This is a genomic window from Halomonas sp. JS92-SW72, assembly GCF_003547075.1.
Classification (GTDB): Bacteria; Pseudomonadota; Gammaproteobacteria; order Pseudomonadales; family Halomonadaceae; genus Halomonas; species Halomonas alkalicola.
Map to the genome: position 1 here is coordinate 406,207 of NZ_CP032147.1, position 16,273 is coordinate 422,479.

Sequence of the window (16,273 nt, forward strand, 5' to 3'; positions counted from 1 at the left end):
GGTTCAGCTCCTGCGGATGTCGAAGCTCTGCAGATAGGCTTCGGGATTGGTGTAGTCGAAGGTCTTGCCCATGATCTGGTACTGCCGCGAGGTCTCCTCCGGGGCGTCGTAGCCGAGCTCGCGCATCACCTCGGCGGCCTCGGTGGCCAGGAAGACGTCGCGGGCGACCCGCTGGTAGTCCACGTCGCCATCGATGTAGCCCCAGCGCTTCATCTGGGTGAGGATCCACACCGCCATGGAGTGCCAGGGGAAGGGGTCGAAATCGATGCGATCGGGCACGTTCTGCACGTTGCCCAGGCCGTCGGCGAAGCGCCCGGTGAGCACCTGCTCGATCACCGTCACCGGCTGATTGAGGTAGTTGGTGGGGGCGATGGCCTCGGCGATCTCCGAACGGTTGGCGGGGTCGGAGGAGTACTGGGTGGCATCGATGATGGCCCGCAGCAGGGCGCCGTAGGTGTTGGGGTTCTCGCGGGCGAAGGTGGCGCTGGTGGCGAAGGCGCAGCAGGGGTGGCCGTCCCAGATCTCCTTGGTCAGCAGGTGGATGAAGCCGATGCGCTCGAACACCGCCCGCTGGTTGAAGGGGTCCGGCGAGAGGAAGCCGTCGATGTTGCCGGCGCGCAGGTTGGCGACCATCTCGGGCGGCGGAATGACGCGGATCTGGATGTCCTGGTCGGGGTCGAGGCCGTGTTCGGCGACGTAGTAGCGCAGCAGGAAGTTGTGCATCGAGTATTCGAAGGGCACGCCGAAGGTGAAGCCCTTCCACTGAGTCGGGTCGCGCTTGTCCTGGTGATCGTTGTGCAGCACGATCGCCTGGCCGTTGATGTTCTCGATGGCCGGGGTGATGAAGGCGCGACGGCTGGAGCCCGCCCCCAGGCTCATGGCCAGCGGCATGGGCGAGAGCATATGGGCGGCGTCGTAGTTGTCGTTGAGCGAGTTGTCGCGGATCAGCGCCCAGCCGGCGGTCTTGATCACGTTGACGTCGAGGCCGTAGCGCTCATAGAAGCCCATGGGGTGAGCCATGATGATCGGCGTGGCGCAGGTGATGGGGATGAAGCCCACGTTCAGGCGGGTCTTCTCCAGCGGGCCGAGGTCCTCCTTGACGGCCGCCTTGATGGCGTCCATCGGGAACAGGGTCGCCAGGGCCGCGGCCACGGTGCCGCCCCCCACCAGCTTCATGAACTGGCGGCGGTGCATGTCGCTGTGGCCGAAGATGCCGCGCACCAGGGCGCTCTCCACCACGCGGTCCATCATCGCCTCGCTGTCGCGCGGTGCGGCCGAGGCGGGCGACTGTGCCTCGGCGGGGCGGGAGGCGGCGCTGGCGGCCTCGGAGGGGTGGGGGTGCGCATCCGTGCAGGTCTGGCAGCCACAGTCGCGTCCATGGACCAGGGAGTGCCGGTGATCGAAGGGGTTACCCAGACTGCTGTGGTCGTTGTTCATGGTCGTCTCGCTTCGCTGGTACAGGGGAAGGCCTGTCATGCGCCAGCCTGGTGCAGATACGCTGCCCGCTGGCCGTTCACCCTGAATGCTGCGAGGCCCGTGCCATCTCGCGATATTCCTGAGATACCCGTCGAATTTTCAAACGCTTGGAAGTAAATGGCTGACTGGCGAGGGCGCTTCCTGACGGTGACGAGATCTCGTCAATGACGAGATCTCGTTGAAAGATTGGCGATTTCTCGTCATTGGCGCGGGCCTTGTATGGCAGGGGTATCCATCGCTGCGAGGCCGTCGCCATGTCCCTGCCCGATCTCTCCCCACCATCGCTTGTCCAGGAGGCCTTCGCCCGGTCGCCCCAGGCGCTGCTGCTCATCGACCCCGTGGCCGACCGCCTGCTGGGCGCCAATGCCGCGGCCTGCCAGCTGCTGGGTGGCGACCTCGAGGCGCTCAGCGCGCACCCCTTCAGCCATCGCCTGGGGGCCTCGCTGCCGCTGTGGGTCAGCTTCACCGACGAGGCCCTGACCCGCTCTCCCGCCTGGTCGGATGACCTGGTGGTCCTCGACCTCAAGCGCCAGCCGCGCCATGTTGAGGTGCAGGCCCAGGCGCTGGTGCGGGGACGGCTGCTGCTGACCCTGGTCGATCGCCAGAAGGCCGAGCAGCGCCGTGCCCGGGCCGAGCTGGGGCGTCAGCACCGGCGCGGGCAGGTGGGCTGGGAGCGGGTCGAGCAGGTGTTCGAGCGCATCGAGCGCCAGAACCGGCTGATCCTCGGCGCGGCGGGCGAGGGCATCTACGGCCTGGATGCCGAGGGCCGCACCACCTTCGCCAATCCGGCCGCCGAACGGATCCTCGGCTGGAGCAGCGAGGACATGGTGGGCCACGACGCTCACCTGCTGTTCCACCATACCCATGCAGATGGCCGCCACTTTCCGGTGCAGCAGTGCCCGATCCACGCCTCCTTCAGCGACGGTCAGGTGCATCGGGTCGATGACGAGGTGTTCTGGCACAAGAACGGCGAGGCGGTGCCGGTGGAGTACACCAGCACGCCGATCTTCGAGATGGGGCGTCTGGTGGGGGCCGTGGTGCTCTTCCGCGATATCTCGGAGCGCAAGCGCGCCGAGCAGCAGCTGCGCGATGCCCTGGCCGAGGTCGAGTCCCTCAAGCAGCGCCTGGAACTCGAGAACCAGTACCTGCAGGAGGAGATCAAGGCCGAGATCAACCATCGCGAGATCGTCGGCGAGAGCCAGGCCGTGGCTCATCTGGTGCGCCAGATCGCGCTGGTGGCGCCCACCGATGCCAACGTGCTGATCAGCGGCGAGTCGGGCACCGGCAAGGAGCTGATCGCCCGGGCCATCCACGCCGGCGGCGCGCGCGGTGGCCGGCCGCTGATCCGGGTCAACTGCGCCGCCATCCCCCGCGACCTCTTCGAGAGCGAGTTCTTCGGCCACGTGAAGGGGGCCTTCACCGGGGCGGTCAACGACCGGCCGGGGCGCTTCGAGCTGGCCGATGGCGGTACCCTGTTCCTCGACGAGGTGGGCGAGATCCCCCTCGAACTGCAGGGCAAGCTACTGCGGGTGCTGCAGGAGCAGCAGTTCGAGCGGGTGGGAGACAACCGCACGCGCCAGGTGGATGTGCGGGTGATCGCCGCCACCAACCGCGACCTGCGCGAGATGGTCGAGGCGGGCGAGTTTCGTGAGGACCTCTACTTCCGCCTCAATGTCTTCCCGATCGCCTCGGTGCCGCTGCGCCAGCGCATCGAGGACGTGCCCCTGCTGGCGCGGCACTTCCTGCTGCGCGCCTGCCAGAAGTTCAACCGGCCGGGGGTGAGGATACCGCCGGCCCAGCTCGAGGTGCTCAAGCGCTACCCGTGGCCTGGCAATATCCGCGAGCTGGAGAACGTGATCGAACGCCAGGTGATCGTGGCCCAGGGGCGCCAGCTGGCCTTCGATGACCTGATCCCGGCGGCCGGCGACGAGCGGGTGGCCTCGCCCGGCGAGCCCTTTCCGCCGCCCCGGGAGTCGGCCGAGCCGGGACTCTTGACCGAGCAGGAGCTGTCACGCCGGCAGCGCGAGAACGCCCTGGCGGCGCTGCGTGCCAGCGGTGGCAAGGTGTCGGGGGAGGGCGGGGCCGCCGAGCGGCTGGGGATCAAGCCGACCACGCTGCGCTCCCGTCTCAAGGCGTGGGGAATCGCGCCCCGGGACTTCAAGGCGTCATGACGGTCTGGTTAACCCCTGAGCCGCGCGAGCAGCCGCTTCCACCAGGCCGTGGAGGGAGGCCCCGGCGGTGCCGGCATCAGGGTCTCTCTCGGCCGCTCGAGGAAGTCCGCGATGGGGGCGACCTGGCTCGCCCGGTCCAGCATGGGGGCGTGGCCGCAGCCGGGCACCTCCAGCGTGACCAGGCCCGGCTGGGCCTCGACCATCTTCGCCACGCTGTCCCGGCGCAGCAGCGGGGAATCGGCGCCGCGCACCACCATCAGCGGACAGCGGATCGCGCGCCAGTCGGCCCAGGTGTCGCGGGGAGTGTCGTGGATGAATTGCTCGCCGATGCGGGGATCGTAGTGGTAGGTCCAGCTGCCGTCGGGCAGCCGGCGTGCGCTGCCCAGGGCCAGCCGCCGCCAGGCGTCGTCAGTGTCGATGCCGAAGCCGGCATAGTGGCGGCGCAGCTCGGCCTCCAGGTCGCCGAAGCGGGTGAAGCGGTGGGGGGAGGCGAAGTAGCGGCCCAGGTCGGCCAGCCCCTGGGGATCCAGCTCCGGGCCGACGTCGTTGAGCACCAGCCGTTCGAGGCGCGGGGCCGTCTCGGGGTCCGCCGCGAGCAGCATGCCGATCAGCCCGCCCATGGAGGTGCCCACCCAGGGCACGCTGTCGAGCCCGAAGTGGTCGAGCAGGGCGATGGCCAGGGCCGTGTAGCGCGAATAGAGGTAGTCCTGAGCGGGGAAGAGCGGCCAGCCCGACAGGCCGCGCCCCGGCGTGTCCGGGGCGAGCACTCGCCAGCCGGGGCCCAGCGCCCGGGCGAAGTCCTCGAAATCGCCGCCGTGGCGGGCCAGGCCGTGCCAGGCCACGACCGTCCGGGGGGCCTGGGGTTGCCAGATGCGCACCGCGACCTCCAGCTCGTCGACCCTCACCAGTTCCAGCGCATCCATTGCCTTGCTCCCCTGTCGGTCATGATGGTCTGGGTGGCTTGCCTTGCCACCCTCGCGGCAGCTTAGCGGTGAGCCGGGCCCGGGTCGAGGTGATAAAAATTGTACGGATGTTGATTCGTGTTTATTTCTTGTCTAATATTTCGTGGAGGGAGCCTCAGCCCTCGGCTTGAAATGAGCTGTTCCTCGTTTCGAGTTCCGTCTGTACCAACCCTGCTTTGCCGCCCCGCCCCGGGCGGTTTTTTTCTGGCCGGAAGGGGGAGGCTAGGGGAAAAGTCACTAGTATACATACATGGATGTAGCTATAATCCCTGCCTGTTTTCGACCCGCGCGCCGGCTTCTTCCCCCTGCTGCCGGGCCCCTGACGAGATCACCCAGAGTGGAGACTTCCATGCGATTGGCACCCCTGAAGGGGCACAGGCCCCTGAAAATCCTGGCCCTGGCCGGCCTGATGGCCGCCGGGCTGTCCGCCTGCGGGCAGGACAACGATCAGGCCGGAGCGCCCGGCGGCGGTGGCGGCGACCGTCCGCCGCCCCCGGTCGTCGTGGTAGGCGTGGAGCCACGCAGCGTCGAGGTGATCGAGGAGTATGCGGCCCGCGCACGGGGTTCCCGCGAGGTGGAGGTGCGTGCCCGGGTCGACGGTATCCTCGAGGAGCGCCTCTACACCGAGGGCCAGATGGTCAGCGAGGGGGATGCGCTGTTCCGCATCGATCGCGAGCCCTACGAGATCGCTCTCAAGCGCGCCGAGGCGGAGCGGGCCAATGCCCGTGCCGAACTCAACCAGGCCAACCGCGAGTGGCAGCGGATCTCCACCCTGTTCAACCAGAACGCGGTCAGCGAGCGGGAGCGCGACAGCGCCCTCTCCGCCCGGGAGCTGGCCGAGGCGCGCTACGCCCTGACCGAGACCGGCGTGGCCAACGCCGAGCTCAACCTCAGCTATACCGAGGTGCGCGCCCCCCTGGCTGGCCTGACGGGGCTTGAGAGCTTCCCCGAGGGCAGCCTGATCGAGCGCGGCACCCTGCTGACCAGCGTGACCCAGCAGGACCCGATTCACGTGCGCTTCTCGCTGCCCGAGCGCGACGCCGCCCTGCAGCGAGCCGCCCGCCGGGCCATGAGCGATGCCCAGGCGGAGGCCCCTCGCGAGGCCTGGCTGACCCTGCCCGACGGCAGCGAATATGAGGAGATGGGGCAGATCGACTTCACCGACAGCACCATCGACCCCCGCACCGGCAGCGTCTCGGCGAGGGCCGTCTTCCCCAACCCGGAGGGCATGGTGGTGCCGGGCCAGTTCGTGCGGGTGCGCGTGCTGGTGCAGGAGCTCGACGACGTCTTCCTGGTGCCCCAGGAGGCGGTGGGCCAGGGCGCCGAGGGGCCGCGGATCTTCGTGGTCGAGGAGGAGACCGCCCACGCCCGCAACGTGGAGCTGGGCCCCATCGTCGACAACCGCCAGGTGGTGCTCTCGGGCCTCGAGGCGGGCGATCGCATCGTGGTCAGCGGCCAGGTGGTGCTGCAGGACGGCATGCCGGTGCAGGTCAGCGTGGCGGATTCCGCCGAGGGCGTCATGGACGACGAGACGGCCGGTGAGGTGTCGCTGGACGACGAGCTCGCCGCTGACGAGGAGGCGTGATGCTCAGGTTCTTCATCGATCGACCGATCTTCTCGTCGGTCATCTCCATCATCATCGTGCTGGCCGGCCTCGCCGCGCTGCGCATGCTGCCCGTGGAGCAGTATCCCGACGTGGTGCCACCCCAGGTGGTGGTCCAGGCCGCCTATCCCGGCGCCAGTGCCGAGGTGATCGCCGAGGCGGTGGCCGCGCCCCTGGAGCAGGAGATCAACGGCGTCGACAACATGCTCTACATGGAGTCGGCCTCCACCGATGCCGGCAGCCTGCAGATCACCGTCTCCTTCGAGATGGGCACCGATCCCGATCAGGCCGCCATCAACGTCAACAACCGCGTGCAGGCCGCCACCGCGCGCCTGCCCCAGTCGGTGCGCGACCAGGGGGTGCGCGTCGAGGCGCGCTCCACCAACATCCTGATGGTGCCGGTGCTGTTCTCGCCGGAGGGCAGCCGCGACGTGCTCTTCATGTCCAACTATGCGCTGCTCAACGTGCTCGACGAGCTGGTGCGGATTCCGGGCGTGGGTGACGCCTCACTGTTCGGCGCCCAGGACTACTCCATGCGTATCTGGCTCAGCCCCGACAAGCTGGCCCAGTACGACCTGACCCCCAACGACGTGGCCTCGGCGATCCGCGAGCAGAACGCCCAGTTCGCCGCCGGCAGCCTGGGGGCCGAGCCCTCGCCGGAGGGCCAGGCCTACACCTTCACGGTGACCACTCGCGGCCAGCTGTCGGATCCCGAGGAGTTCGAGGCGATCATCCTGCGCGCCGAGCAGGACGGCAGCACTCTGCGCCTGGGGGACGTGGCCCGCGCCGAGCTGGGTTCCCAGAACTACGCCTTCTCGGCTACCTACAACGGCCAGAACGCCGTCCCCATGGGGGTCTACCTGCAGCCCGGCGCCAACGCCCTGGAGACCGCTTCGGCGGTGCACGAGGCGCTGGAGGATCTCGCTTCCCGCTTCCCGGATGACCTCTCCTACACGGTGCCCTACGACACCACCGAGTTCGTCGAGATTTCCATCCGCGAGGTGTTCATCACCCTGCTGGTGGCGGTGGCGCTGGTGGTGGGCGTGACCTTTCTCTTCCTGCAGCACCTGCGCGCCACCCTGATCCCGGTGGTGGCGATTCCGGTATCGCTGGTCGGCACCTTCGCCGGCATGCTCGCCTTCGGCTTCTCGGTCAACCTGCTGACGCTGTTCGGCCTGGTGCTGGCCATCGGCATCGTGGTGGACAACGCCATCATCGTGCTGGAGAACGTCGACCGGCTGATCAACGAGCAGGGCATGAAGGCCCGCGAGGCGGCCATCGAGACCATGAAGCAGGTGGCCGGCGCGGTGGTCTCCTCCACCCTGGTGCTGGTGGCGGTGTTCGCACCGGTGACCTTCCTGGGGGGGCTGACCGGCGAGCTCTACCGTCAGTTCGCGGTGACCATCGCGGTCTCGGTGGTGGTCTCCGGGGTGGTGGCCCTGACCCTGACCCCGGCGATGTGTGCCATGCTGCTCGACAAGCAGTCCCACACCGTGGCCAAACCCTTCCAGTGGTTCAACGCCGGCTTCGACCGGCTGACCGCCGGCTTCAGCTGGCTGGTGGGCAAGCTGCTGCGCCATGCGGTGATCGGCGTGCTGCTGTTCGTCGGCGTCATCGCCGCCACGCTCTTCACCATGTCGCGCCTGCCGCCGGGGCTCGTGCCCCAGGAGGATCAGGGCGTGGCGCTGGTGGTCTACCAGCTGCCCCAGGTGTCGGCGCTGCCCCGCACCGCGGCGGTGCGTGACCAGGTCTCGGCGATGCTGCTGGAGATGGACGAGATCGACGAGTTCACCTCCTTCGCCGGCTTCGACATCATCGCCGGCGCCCTGCGCACCAACGCCGGGGTGGGGTTCGCCAACCTCGCCGACTGGAGCGAGCGGACCGGTCCCGGCCAGGACGCACAGTCCCTGGCCGGCCGGATCATGGGCATGGGGGGCGGCATTCCCGAGGCGCTGGTGATCTCCTTCACCCCGCCGCCGATCATGGGCCTGTCGCTGACCGGCGGCGTGGAGGGCTATCTGCAGGTGCGCGGCGACGCCACCACCCAGCAGATCGCCGATCTGGCCAACCGGCTGGCCGCCGCCGCCAACGAGCGCCCGGAGCTGACCAACGCCCGCACCACCCTGGACACCTCCATTCCGCGCTACCGTGCCGAGCTGGACCGCGAGAAGGCCCGCGCCATGGGCGTGCCGATCAACGAGGTGTTTGCGGCCATGCAGAGCACCTTCGGCTCCATGTACGTGAACGACTTCACCCTCTCGGGGCGCAACTGGCAGGTGAACCTGCAGTCCGAGGGCGAGTTCCGCAGCCGGCCCGAGGATCTCAACAAGGTCTTCGTGCGCTCCCAGGAGGGCGAGATGATCCCGCTCTCCTCGGTGGTGACCCTGACCCGCGAGTCCGGGGCGGACATCTTCAACCGCTACAACGTCTACGCTGCCGCCAAGTTCCTGGCCGACGCCGCGCCGGGCTACACCACCGGCCAGGCCAAGGACGCCATGGACCAGGTCGCCGCCGAGGTGCTCGAGGGTGGCAACGTGCAGCTGGGCTGGACCGGCGAGGCCTATCAGCTCGACGCCGCGGCCGGTGCCGGGGCCCTGGCCTTCGGCCTGGGGCTGCTGATGGTGTTCCTGATCCTGGCCGCCCAGTACGAGCGCTGGTCGCTGCCGCTGGCGGTGGCCACCGCGGTGCCCTTCGGGGTGCTGGGGGCGGCGCTGGCCGCCATGCTGCGCGGCTTCCCCAACGACATCTACTTCCAGGTGGGCCTGCTGGTGCTGATCGGCCTGGCGGCCAAGAACGCCATCCTGATCGTGGAGTTCGCCGCCCAGAACCGGCGTGCCGGAATGAGCTCCACCGAGGCTGCCCTGGGCGCGGCGAGGCAGCGCTTCCGGGCCATCCTGATGACCGCCCTGACCTTCATCATCGGCACCCTGCCGCTGGTGTTCGCCAGCGGCGCAGGCGCCAACAGCCGCCAGGAGATCGGCACCGTGGTGGTGGGGGGCATGCTGATGGCCAGCTCGCTGGCACTGATCTTCGTGCCGCTGGCCTACAAGCTGCTGGAGGATCTGGTGACCTGGCGCCGCGAGCGCAAGGTGGGCCGCCTGGAGAAGGAGACTCCCCATGCGTAAGGCACTGCCTGTCCTGCTGCTCTCCACCGCCCTGCTGGCCGGCTGTGCCGTGGGGCCCGACTACCGGGCCCCTGCGCTGGACCTGCCCGAGCAGTGGCCCGAGCACGTGCTGCTCTCCGCCGAGGCGCGGGCCGACTGGCAGCAGTGGTGGCGCCAGTTCGAGGACCCGCACCTGGATGCCCTGGTGGCCCGGGCGGTGGACGACAACCTGGAGCTGCGTCTGCAGCTGGCGCGGATCCAGGAGTCCCGGGCGCGCCTGGGACTGGCCCGCGCCGAGCAGCTGCCCACGGTGGGCGCCCAGGCCGAGGCGGCCCGGGAGCGCACCCCGGGCACCCTGTCGCCCTTCGGCGAAAGCACCGACACCACCTTCTCGCTGGCCGGCGTGCTCGACTACGAGCTGGACCTCTGGGGCCGCCTGGCCCGGGAGCGGGAGGCCTCCGAGGCGCTGCTCGAGCAGAGCCTGTTCGCCCACGATGCGGTGCGCCTCAACGTGATCGGCGACGTGGTGGCCACCTACTTCGACCTGCGCAGCGCCCAGCGCCAGCTGCGCATCACCGAGGCCACGGCGGAGTCCCGCGAGGAGACCTTCCGCCTCGAGCAGCTGCGCTTTGACGTGGGCGAGAGCGACGAGCTGGCACTGCGCCAGGCGCAGTCGGAGCTGGAGTCGACCCTGGCTCAGCTGCCGGGCCAGCGGCAGCGGGTGCGGGTGCTGGAGGGCGCCCTGGCGCTGCTGGTGGGCATGACCCCCGCCGAGCTGATGGGCGAGCTGGACTATGGCGACACCGACCTGGAGGCGATCGCACTGCCCGATGGCGTGCCGGCGGTGCTGCCCTCGGAGCTGCTGGCACGGCGCCCCGATATCCGCTCGGCGGAGGCGGGGCTGATCGCCGCCAACGCCGGTATCGGCGTGGCCGAGGCGAGCCGCCTGCCGCGCTTCAACCTGGGCGGGCTCTTGGGCAGCGCCGCCGGGGATGCCGGGGATCTGTTCACCTCGGCGGCCGGCACCTGGGGGCTCTCCGCCACGGTGATGGGGCCGCTGTTCGACTTCGGGCGCAGCGCCTCGCGCATCGAGACCGCCGAGGCGCTGGCCGAGCAGGCCGAGGTGCAGTACCGCGCCACCGTGGCCCAGGCCTTCAACGAGGTGCGCAACGCCCTGGTCACCTACGAGGCGAGCGGCGAGCGCGTCGAGGCGATCCGCCGCCAGGTGACCGCCTTCGAGCGCACCCTGGAGCTGGCCGAGGTGCGCTACCGGGAGGGCTTCGTGGGCTTCATCGAGCTGCTCGATGCCCAGCGCGCCCTGCTGGCCGCGGAGCTCGCGCTCTCCGAGGCGATGCGTGATCGCCTGACCGCCACCGCCACGCTGTTCAAGGCGCTGGGCGGCGGCTGGCAGGTCGACGGCTGAGGCGCCGAAAGGCCCAGGGAACGAGGGCCGGCCTGGTAACCGGTCGGCCCCCACCAACTCAAGGGAGACACGTCATGGCGACCCGAATCACCGCTACCCGGCGCGACGATGGCATCATGGTGCTGAAGATCAGCTGCCCGGAGCGGCGCAACATCCTCGACGAGGCCAGCTACGCGCAGCTGATCGACGGGCTTGCCGCGGCCGAGGCGGACGACAGCGTCAGGGTGCTGATCCTCACCGGCACCGAGAACTGTTTCACGGCGGGCAACGACCTGGCCAACTACAAGGCCCTGGCCGAGGCCGACAGCGTCACGGCGATCACCTTCCTGCGCCGCCTGCACGCCTTTCCCAAGCCGGCCATCGCGGCGGCGGAGGGGATCGCCATGGGGCTTGGGGTCTCGATGCTGCTGCACTGCGACTTCGCCTATGCGGGGCACTCGACCCGCTTCCAGCTGCCCTTCACCCGCTTCGCCCTGAGCCCGCTGGGGGCCACCACCTGGCTGCTGCCGCAGCTGGCGGGCCACAAGGCGGCGGCACAGATGCTGCTGCTGGGGCAGGCCTTCTCGGCCGGCGAGGCCCGGGAGATCGGCCTTCTGACCGATACCGCGCCGGATGGCCGAGCGCTGGAGCAGGCCTTCGACTGCGCCGCCCGCCTGCTGGCCAAGCCCCGTGAGGCCGTGCTGGCCACCAAGGCGCTGATGCGCGAGGGGCAGGCCGAGGCGGTCAAGGCGGCGCTGGATCGCGAGGAGCAGATGCTGCTGGCGCGCTGTCGCACGCCCGAGGCCCAGGGCGCCATCGATGCCTTCTACGCCAGAAGGCGCCATCCGTGACGTGACAGGAAGGGAAGGGCGCCGGGCCGGATCAGGCCTGGCGCCTGAACAGCCTGAGCTGGGTCTCCACCAGCAGGTTGCCCTGTTCCACGATGGAGAACTGCTCGTGATTGCGCAGCCAGTCGTGGAACAGCCCGCCGAGCATCGACTGCAGCAGCCTGGCGGCGAGCTCCGGGGGGAGGTCCTCGCGCAGCTGGCCCAGCCGGGCGGCGCTCTCCAGGTAGTCGCGCAGGGCGCCGCAGGACTCCTCGGCCATCTCGTTCTGCATGGCCAGCGGGTCGATATCGCCGAACACCTCGCAGTGGTGGATCAGGATGGCGTGGACACGGCGGTAGCGCGGCCGCTCGAGGCGCGCAAAGCCGCTGACGCAGGCCAGGCGGATCGCCTCCAGAGGGGCGTCGGCAAGGCTCGGGCCACCGATCTCTTCCACCAGCTCCTGGAAGGGCATGCGTACCCGGTTGAGCATGGCCTGGAAGAGGTCGGCCTTGTTCTTGAAGTGCCAGTAGACGGCCCCCCGGGTCATGCCGGCATGGCGGGCGATCTGCTCCAGGGAGGTGCGGGCCACGCCCTTCTCGAGGAAGACCTCCTCGGCGGCGTCGAGCAGGGCCTCGCGGGTCGCGGCGGCCTCGGCCTTGGTCTTTCGCGCCATGGGGGGCGGACTCCATCAAGCGGTGGGGGAGTGATTCTAACCGATTGTCGCGACTTTTACATTCGTCAACGTATGGTTGGTGGGCGGTTGTCGCCGCCCTCGCCAACCCCCTGATGACACGGGTATAAAGGAAATCTCGCCCCGTCACAGGATGACTCGCCATGGCCCGCGCCCCCTTCGACCTCGCCGGCATACGGATTGCCCCCGGCAGTCGCACCCAGATCGATGTGCCGGTGGCCCGGCTCTATACCCATGCGCCGCTCTATATCCCGGTGGAGGTGGTCCATGGCCGCCAGGCGGGGCCGACGCTGCTGGTGTGCGGGGGCATCCACGGCGACGAGATCAACAGCGTGGAGATCGTGCGCCGGCTGCTGCGCTCGAAGCAGCTCCAGGGCCTGCGCGGCACCCTGGTCGCCGCACCCATCGTCAACGTCTTCGGCTTCGTGCAGCACAGCCGCTACCTGCCCGACCGGCGTGACCTCAACCGTTGCTTCCCGGGCAGTGAGTCGGGCTCCCTGGGCGGGCGGGTGGCGGCGCTGTTTCGGGAGCAGATTGTCGACCATGCCACCCATATCATCGACCTGCACACCGGCGCGATCCACCGCACCAACCTGCCCCAGATCCGCGCCCAGCTGGAGAGCGGCAGCGAGACCGAGCGCATGGCCAACGCCTTCGGCGCGCCGGTGATCCTCAACGCCGAGCTTCGCGAAGGCAGCCTGCGCCACTATGCCCAGACGCGCGGCATCCCGGTACTCACCTACGAGGCCGGCGAGGCGCTGCGCTTCGATGAGTGGGCGATCACCCCCGGGGTGCGCGGCGTGCTGCGGGTGATGCGCCGGCTCGGCATGCTGACCGGCGAGCACCGCCGTCGCGCGCCGCCGGCGGCGGAGGTCGCCAACGGCTCCAGCTGGGCCCGGGCGCCCATCGACGGCATCCTGCGCCCCCAGGTGCGTCTGGGGGACCGGGTGGCCCGGGGCGAGCTGCTGGGCCGGGTCGCCGACCCCTTCGGTAACGCGGAAGGGGAGGTGCGCTCCATGGCCGACGGCATCGTCATCGGCATGAGCCGACTGCCGCTGGCCAACGAGGGCGAGGCGCTCTTTCATATCGCCCGCTTCGATGCCATCGAGGAGGCCGAGAGCGCCATCGAGGACTTCCACTCCAGCCTCACGCCGCCGCCCGACCCGCTCTATTGAGGAGGCACCACCATGTTCGATCTAAGCCCCCAGCAGATGGATGCCCAGCGCGCTTCCGGCGGCGCGCCGGGCGAGCTCAACCACCACTACTGGATGCCGTTCAGCGCCAACCGCGACTTCCATGCCCACCCGCGGGTGATCACCGGGGCGGAAGGGCGCTACTTCATCGATGACCGGGGCCGGCGGCTGTTCGATTCGCTCTCGGGGCTGTGGACCTGCGGGGCGGGGCACAACCGCGCCGAGATCCAGCAGGCGGTGGCGGCGCAGCTCGGCACCCTCGACTACGCGCCGGGCTTCCAGGTCGCCCATCCGCTGGCCTTCCGCCTGGCCGAGAAGGTGGCGAGCCTCACCCCGGACGGCCTCGACCACGTCTTCTTCACCGATTCGGGCTCCGAGTCCGCCGACACCGCGGTGAAGATGGCCAAGGCCTACTGGCGGCTCAAGGGGCGCCCCGAGAAGACCCGGCTGATCGGCCGCGCCAAGGGCTACCACGGGGTCAACGTGGGCGGCACCAGCCTCGGCGGCATCGGCAGCAACCGCAAGCACTACGGCCAGCTGATGGAGGTCAGCCATCTGCCCCATACCCTGCAGCCGGGACTGGCCTTCACCCGCGGCCAGGCCGAGAGCGGCGCCGAGCTGGCCGATGCGCTGCTCGACCAGATCGCCCTGCATGACGCCTCCAATATCGCCGCGGTGATCGTCGAGCCGATGTCCGGCTCCGCGGGGGTGATCGTGCCGCCGAAGGGCTATCTCGAGCGGCTGCGGGCGATCTGCGATGCCCACGAGATCCTGCTGATCTTCGACGAGGTGATCACCGCCTTCGGGCGCAGCGGGGCGCGCACCGGCGCCGAGGCGTTCGGCGTGGTGCCGGACATGATGACCATCGCCAAGCAGCTCACCAACGGCGCCGTGCCCATGGGGGCAGTGGTGGCCTCGCGCGAGATCTTCGACACCTTCATGCACGCCGGTGGGCCCCGGCACGCCATCGAGTTTCCCCACGGCTACACCTACAGCGCCCATCCGGTGGCCTGCGCCGCGGCCCTGGCGGCCCTGTCGCTCTTCGAGCGCGAGGCCTTCCCTGCCCAGGTGCGCGCCATCGCCCCGGCCTTCGAGGCGAAGCTGCACGCGCTCAAGGGGCGGCCCCATGTGGTGGATATCCGCAACTATGGCCTGGCTGGCGCCATTCAGCTGGCGCCGCGGGAGGGTGATCCCACCATTCGGCCCCGGGACGCCCATATGGCGCTGTGGGAGGCGGGCTTCTACGTGCGCTATGGCGGCGACACCCTGCAGTTCGGCCCCCCCTTCGGCAGCACCGAAGAGGAGCTGGAGCGTCTCTTCGATGCGGTGGCGGGCGTGCTGGACCGGCTTGAGGGAAACAGGCCTCGCCGCCAAGGCGGCGCCACCCTCTCTACCAACCCTCGGCCGCCCTTTCGGCAGCACCGAAGAGGAGCTGGCGCGTCTCTTCGATGCGGGGGCGGGGGTGCTGGACCGGCTGGAGTGAAACAGGCCTCGCCGCCAAGGCGGCGCCACCCTCTCTACCAACCCTCGGCCGCCCTTTCGGCAGCACCGAAGAGGAGCTGGAGCGTCTCTTCGATGCGGTGGCGGGAGTGCTGGACCGGCTGGCGTAGAGCAAACTTTGAAAGAAAACCGGGGCCATGATGGCCCCGGTCGTCGTTATGGCGTTGCGTTGTCGCTCAGGCAGCGGCGCTCTCGCGCTCGGGCACCAGGCTCAGGGCGTCGTCGAAGACCCGCAGGCAGGCTCCGTCGAGGTGGCCGTTCTCGGAGAGGTGGCGGCGGAAGCGGCGCCCGCCGGGCTGGCCCTGGAAGAGGCCCAGCAGGTGGCGGGTGATGTGGTTGAGCTTGGCGCCCTCCTCGAGGCGCCGGGCGATGTAGGGGCGAAACGTCCGCGCCGCCGCGTGTCGGCTCAGCGCCGGGCCTGCCTCGCCGTAGAGGGCGGCATCGACCCCGGCCAGCAGCCAGGGGTTCTGGTAGGCCTCGCGGCCCACCATCACGCTGTCCACCTGCTCGAGCTGCGCGCGACACTCGTCGAGGGTCCTGAGGCCGCCGTTGATGCCGATATGCAGCTCCGGGCGGCTCGCCTTGAGGCGGTGCACCCGGGGGTAGTTGAGCGGCGGGATATCGCGGTTCTCCTTGGGGGAGAGGCCCTGCAGCCAGGCCTTGCGGGCGTGCACGATGAAGGTGTCGCAGCCGGCGTCGGCCACCGTGGCGATGAAGCGCTCGAGGTCCGCGTCCTCGTCCTGGTCGTCGATGCCGATGCGGCACTTGACCGTGACCGGGATCGACACCGCCTCGCGCATCGCGCGCACCGCCGCGGCCACCTTGTCGGGATGGCCCATCAGGCAGGCACCGATCAGGTTGTTCTGTACCCGGTCGCTGGGACAGCCCACGTTGAGGTTGACCTCGTCATAGCCCCAAGCCTCGGCGATAGCGGCGCACTCGGCCAGCTCGCCCGGGTCGCTGCCGCCCAGCTGCAGGGCCAGCGGATGCTCCACCGCATCGAAGCCCAGGAAGCGCTCCCGCGGGCTGCCGTGCAGGATGGCGCCGGTGGTGACCATCTCGGTGTAGAGCAGGGCGCGGCGGGTCAGGGTCCGGGCGAAGGCGCGGTAGTCGCGGGTCGTCCAATCCATCATCGGCGCGACGGAGAAAGTCCTGTCTAGTGCAGGGCGCGGGGTGTCAGTATCCATGCGGGTTGTGGCGGTTGCCTTGTCTGTCATAACTGTACATATTTACAGTAGTAGAGCCCCGTTTTTCGCCATTGCTTGGTACATTTTTGGCACACGGGGCCATGGCGATTTGGTACATCGGAGGGGCTCGCGTGGCGACGATCCGGAAGCGTCGAAA

The 16,273-nt window shown here is 69.5% G+C and carries 10 protein-coding genes and 1 pseudogene; 7 read left to right on the forward strand and 4 right to left on the reverse strand.

The genetic code is table 11. From position 1 onward, the window contains the following. Nucleotides 1-3: 3 nt before the first annotated feature. Nucleotides 4-1,437, reverse strand: a complete 1,434-nt coding sequence (locus D1793_RS01915) for a CmpA/NrtA family ABC transporter substrate-binding protein (RefSeq protein WP_119020642.1) — start codon at nucleotides 1,435-1,437, stop codon at nucleotides 4-6. 293 nt (nucleotides 1,438-1,730) lie between these two features. Here D1793_RS01915 and D1793_RS01920 point away from each other — a divergent pair, with 293 nt between their 5' ends. Then, nucleotides 1,731-3,647, forward strand: coding sequence for a sigma 54-interacting transcriptional regulator (locus tag D1793_RS01920; protein ID WP_119023538.1), 1,917 nt, complete (start codon nucleotides 1,731-1,733; stop codon nucleotides 3,645-3,647). Between the two features lie 8 nt (nucleotides 3,648-3,655). On the opposite strand, the gene D1793_RS01925 is transcribed toward D1793_RS01920, so the two are convergent. Further along, nucleotides 3,656-4,570 (reverse strand): alpha/beta hydrolase, encoded by a 915-nt coding sequence (locus D1793_RS01925; RefSeq protein ID WP_119020643.1) that lies wholly within the window; start codon nucleotides 4,568-4,570, stop codon nucleotides 3,656-3,658. Between the two features lie 388 nt (nucleotides 4,571-4,958). Here D1793_RS01925 and D1793_RS01930 point away from each other — a divergent pair, with 388 nt between their 5' ends. The 4 genes from D1793_RS01930 (at nucleotide 4,959) to D1793_RS01945 (ending at nucleotide 11,569) form a co-directional block, all read left to right on the forward strand. After that, nucleotides 4,959-6,194, forward strand: coding sequence for an efflux RND transporter periplasmic adaptor subunit (locus D1793_RS01930; protein WP_119020644.1), 1,236 nt, complete (start codon nucleotides 4,959-4,961; stop codon nucleotides 6,192-6,194). Further along, complete coding sequence (locus tag D1793_RS01935) at nucleotides 6,194-9,337, forward strand: multidrug efflux RND transporter permease subunit (RefSeq protein WP_119020645.1); 3,144 nt, start codon at nucleotides 6,194-6,196, stop codon at nucleotides 9,335-9,337. Before D1793_RS01930 ends, D1793_RS01935 begins: the two co-directional genes overlap by 1 nt. After that, nucleotides 9,330-10,739, forward strand: coding sequence for an efflux transporter outer membrane subunit (locus D1793_RS01940; RefSeq protein ID WP_119020646.1), 1,410 nt, complete (start codon nucleotides 9,330-9,332; stop codon nucleotides 10,737-10,739). The genes D1793_RS01935 and D1793_RS01940 overlap by 8 nt, the downstream gene beginning before the upstream one ends. Nucleotides 10,740-10,813: 74 nt before the next feature. Further along, on the forward strand, nucleotides 10,814-11,569 hold the full coding sequence (locus D1793_RS01945; protein ID WP_119020647.1) for an enoyl-CoA hydratase-related protein: 756 nt from the start codon (nucleotides 10,814-10,816) through the stop codon (nucleotides 11,567-11,569). Between the two features lie 31 nt (nucleotides 11,570-11,600). On the opposite strand, the gene D1793_RS01950 is transcribed toward D1793_RS01945, so the two are convergent. Then, nucleotides 11,601-12,218, reverse strand: a complete 618-nt coding sequence (locus tag D1793_RS01950) for a TetR family transcriptional regulator (protein WP_119020648.1) — start codon at nucleotides 12,216-12,218, stop codon at nucleotides 11,601-11,603. A gap of 161 nt (nucleotides 12,219-12,379) precedes the next feature. Between D1793_RS01950 and D1793_RS01955 the strand changes: the two genes are divergently transcribed. Both D1793_RS01955 and D1793_RS01960 read left to right on the forward strand, forming a co-directional pair. Beyond that, nucleotides 12,380-13,411, forward strand: a complete 1,032-nt coding sequence (locus D1793_RS01955) for a succinylglutamate desuccinylase/aspartoacylase family protein (RefSeq protein WP_110068272.1) — start codon at nucleotides 12,380-12,382, stop codon at nucleotides 13,409-13,411. A 36-nt stretch (nucleotides 13,412-13,447) separates the two neighbouring features. After that, nucleotides 13,448-14,761 (forward strand): annotated as a pseudogene (locus D1793_RS01960) (aspartate aminotransferase family protein); the annotation flags it as partial. Nucleotides 14,762-15,105: 344 nt separating this feature from the next. Here the strand turns inward: D1793_RS01960 and dusA are convergent. Beyond that, nucleotides 15,106-16,116, reverse strand: a complete 1,011-nt coding sequence (gene dusA / locus D1793_RS01965; RefSeq protein WP_119020649.1) for a tRNA dihydrouridine(20/20a) synthase DusA — start codon at nucleotides 16,114-16,116, stop codon at nucleotides 15,106-15,108. Nucleotides 16,117-16,273 lie beyond the last annotated feature (157 nt).

Coding starts and splice junctions, on each gene's coding strand:
- D1793_RS01915 (WP_119020642.1), bottom strand. CDS start 1,437: ATGAACAACGACCACAGCAGTCTGGGTAACCCCTTCGATCACCGGCAC.
- D1793_RS01920 (WP_119023538.1), top strand. CDS start 1,731: ATGTCCCTGCCCGATCTCTCCCCACCATCGCTTGTCCAGGAGGCCTTC.
- D1793_RS01925 (WP_119020643.1), bottom strand. CDS start 4,570: ATGGATGCGCTGGAACTGGTGAGGGTCGACGAGCTGGAGGTCGCGGTG.
- D1793_RS01930 (WP_119020644.1), top strand. CDS start 4,959: ATGCGATTGGCACCCCTGAAGGGGCACAGGCCCCTGAAAATCCTGGCC.
- D1793_RS01935 (WP_119020645.1), top strand. CDS start 6,194: ATGCTCAGGTTCTTCATCGATCGACCGATCTTCTCGTCGGTCATCTCC.
- D1793_RS01940 (WP_119020646.1), top strand. CDS start 9,330: ATGCGTAAGGCACTGCCTGTCCTGCTGCTCTCCACCGCCCTGCTGGCC.
- D1793_RS01945 (WP_119020647.1), top strand. CDS start 10,814: ATGGCGACCCGAATCACCGCTACCCGGCGCGACGATGGCATCATGGTG.
- D1793_RS01950 (WP_119020648.1), bottom strand. CDS start 12,218: ATGGCGCGAAAGACCAAGGCCGAGGCCGCCGCGACCCGCGAGGCCCTG.
- D1793_RS01955 (WP_110068272.1), top strand. CDS start 12,380: ATGGCCCGCGCCCCCTTCGACCTCGCCGGCATACGGATTGCCCCCGGC.
- dusA (WP_119020649.1), bottom strand. CDS start 16,116: ATGGATACTGACACCCCGCGCCCTGCACTAGACAGGACTTTCTCCGTC.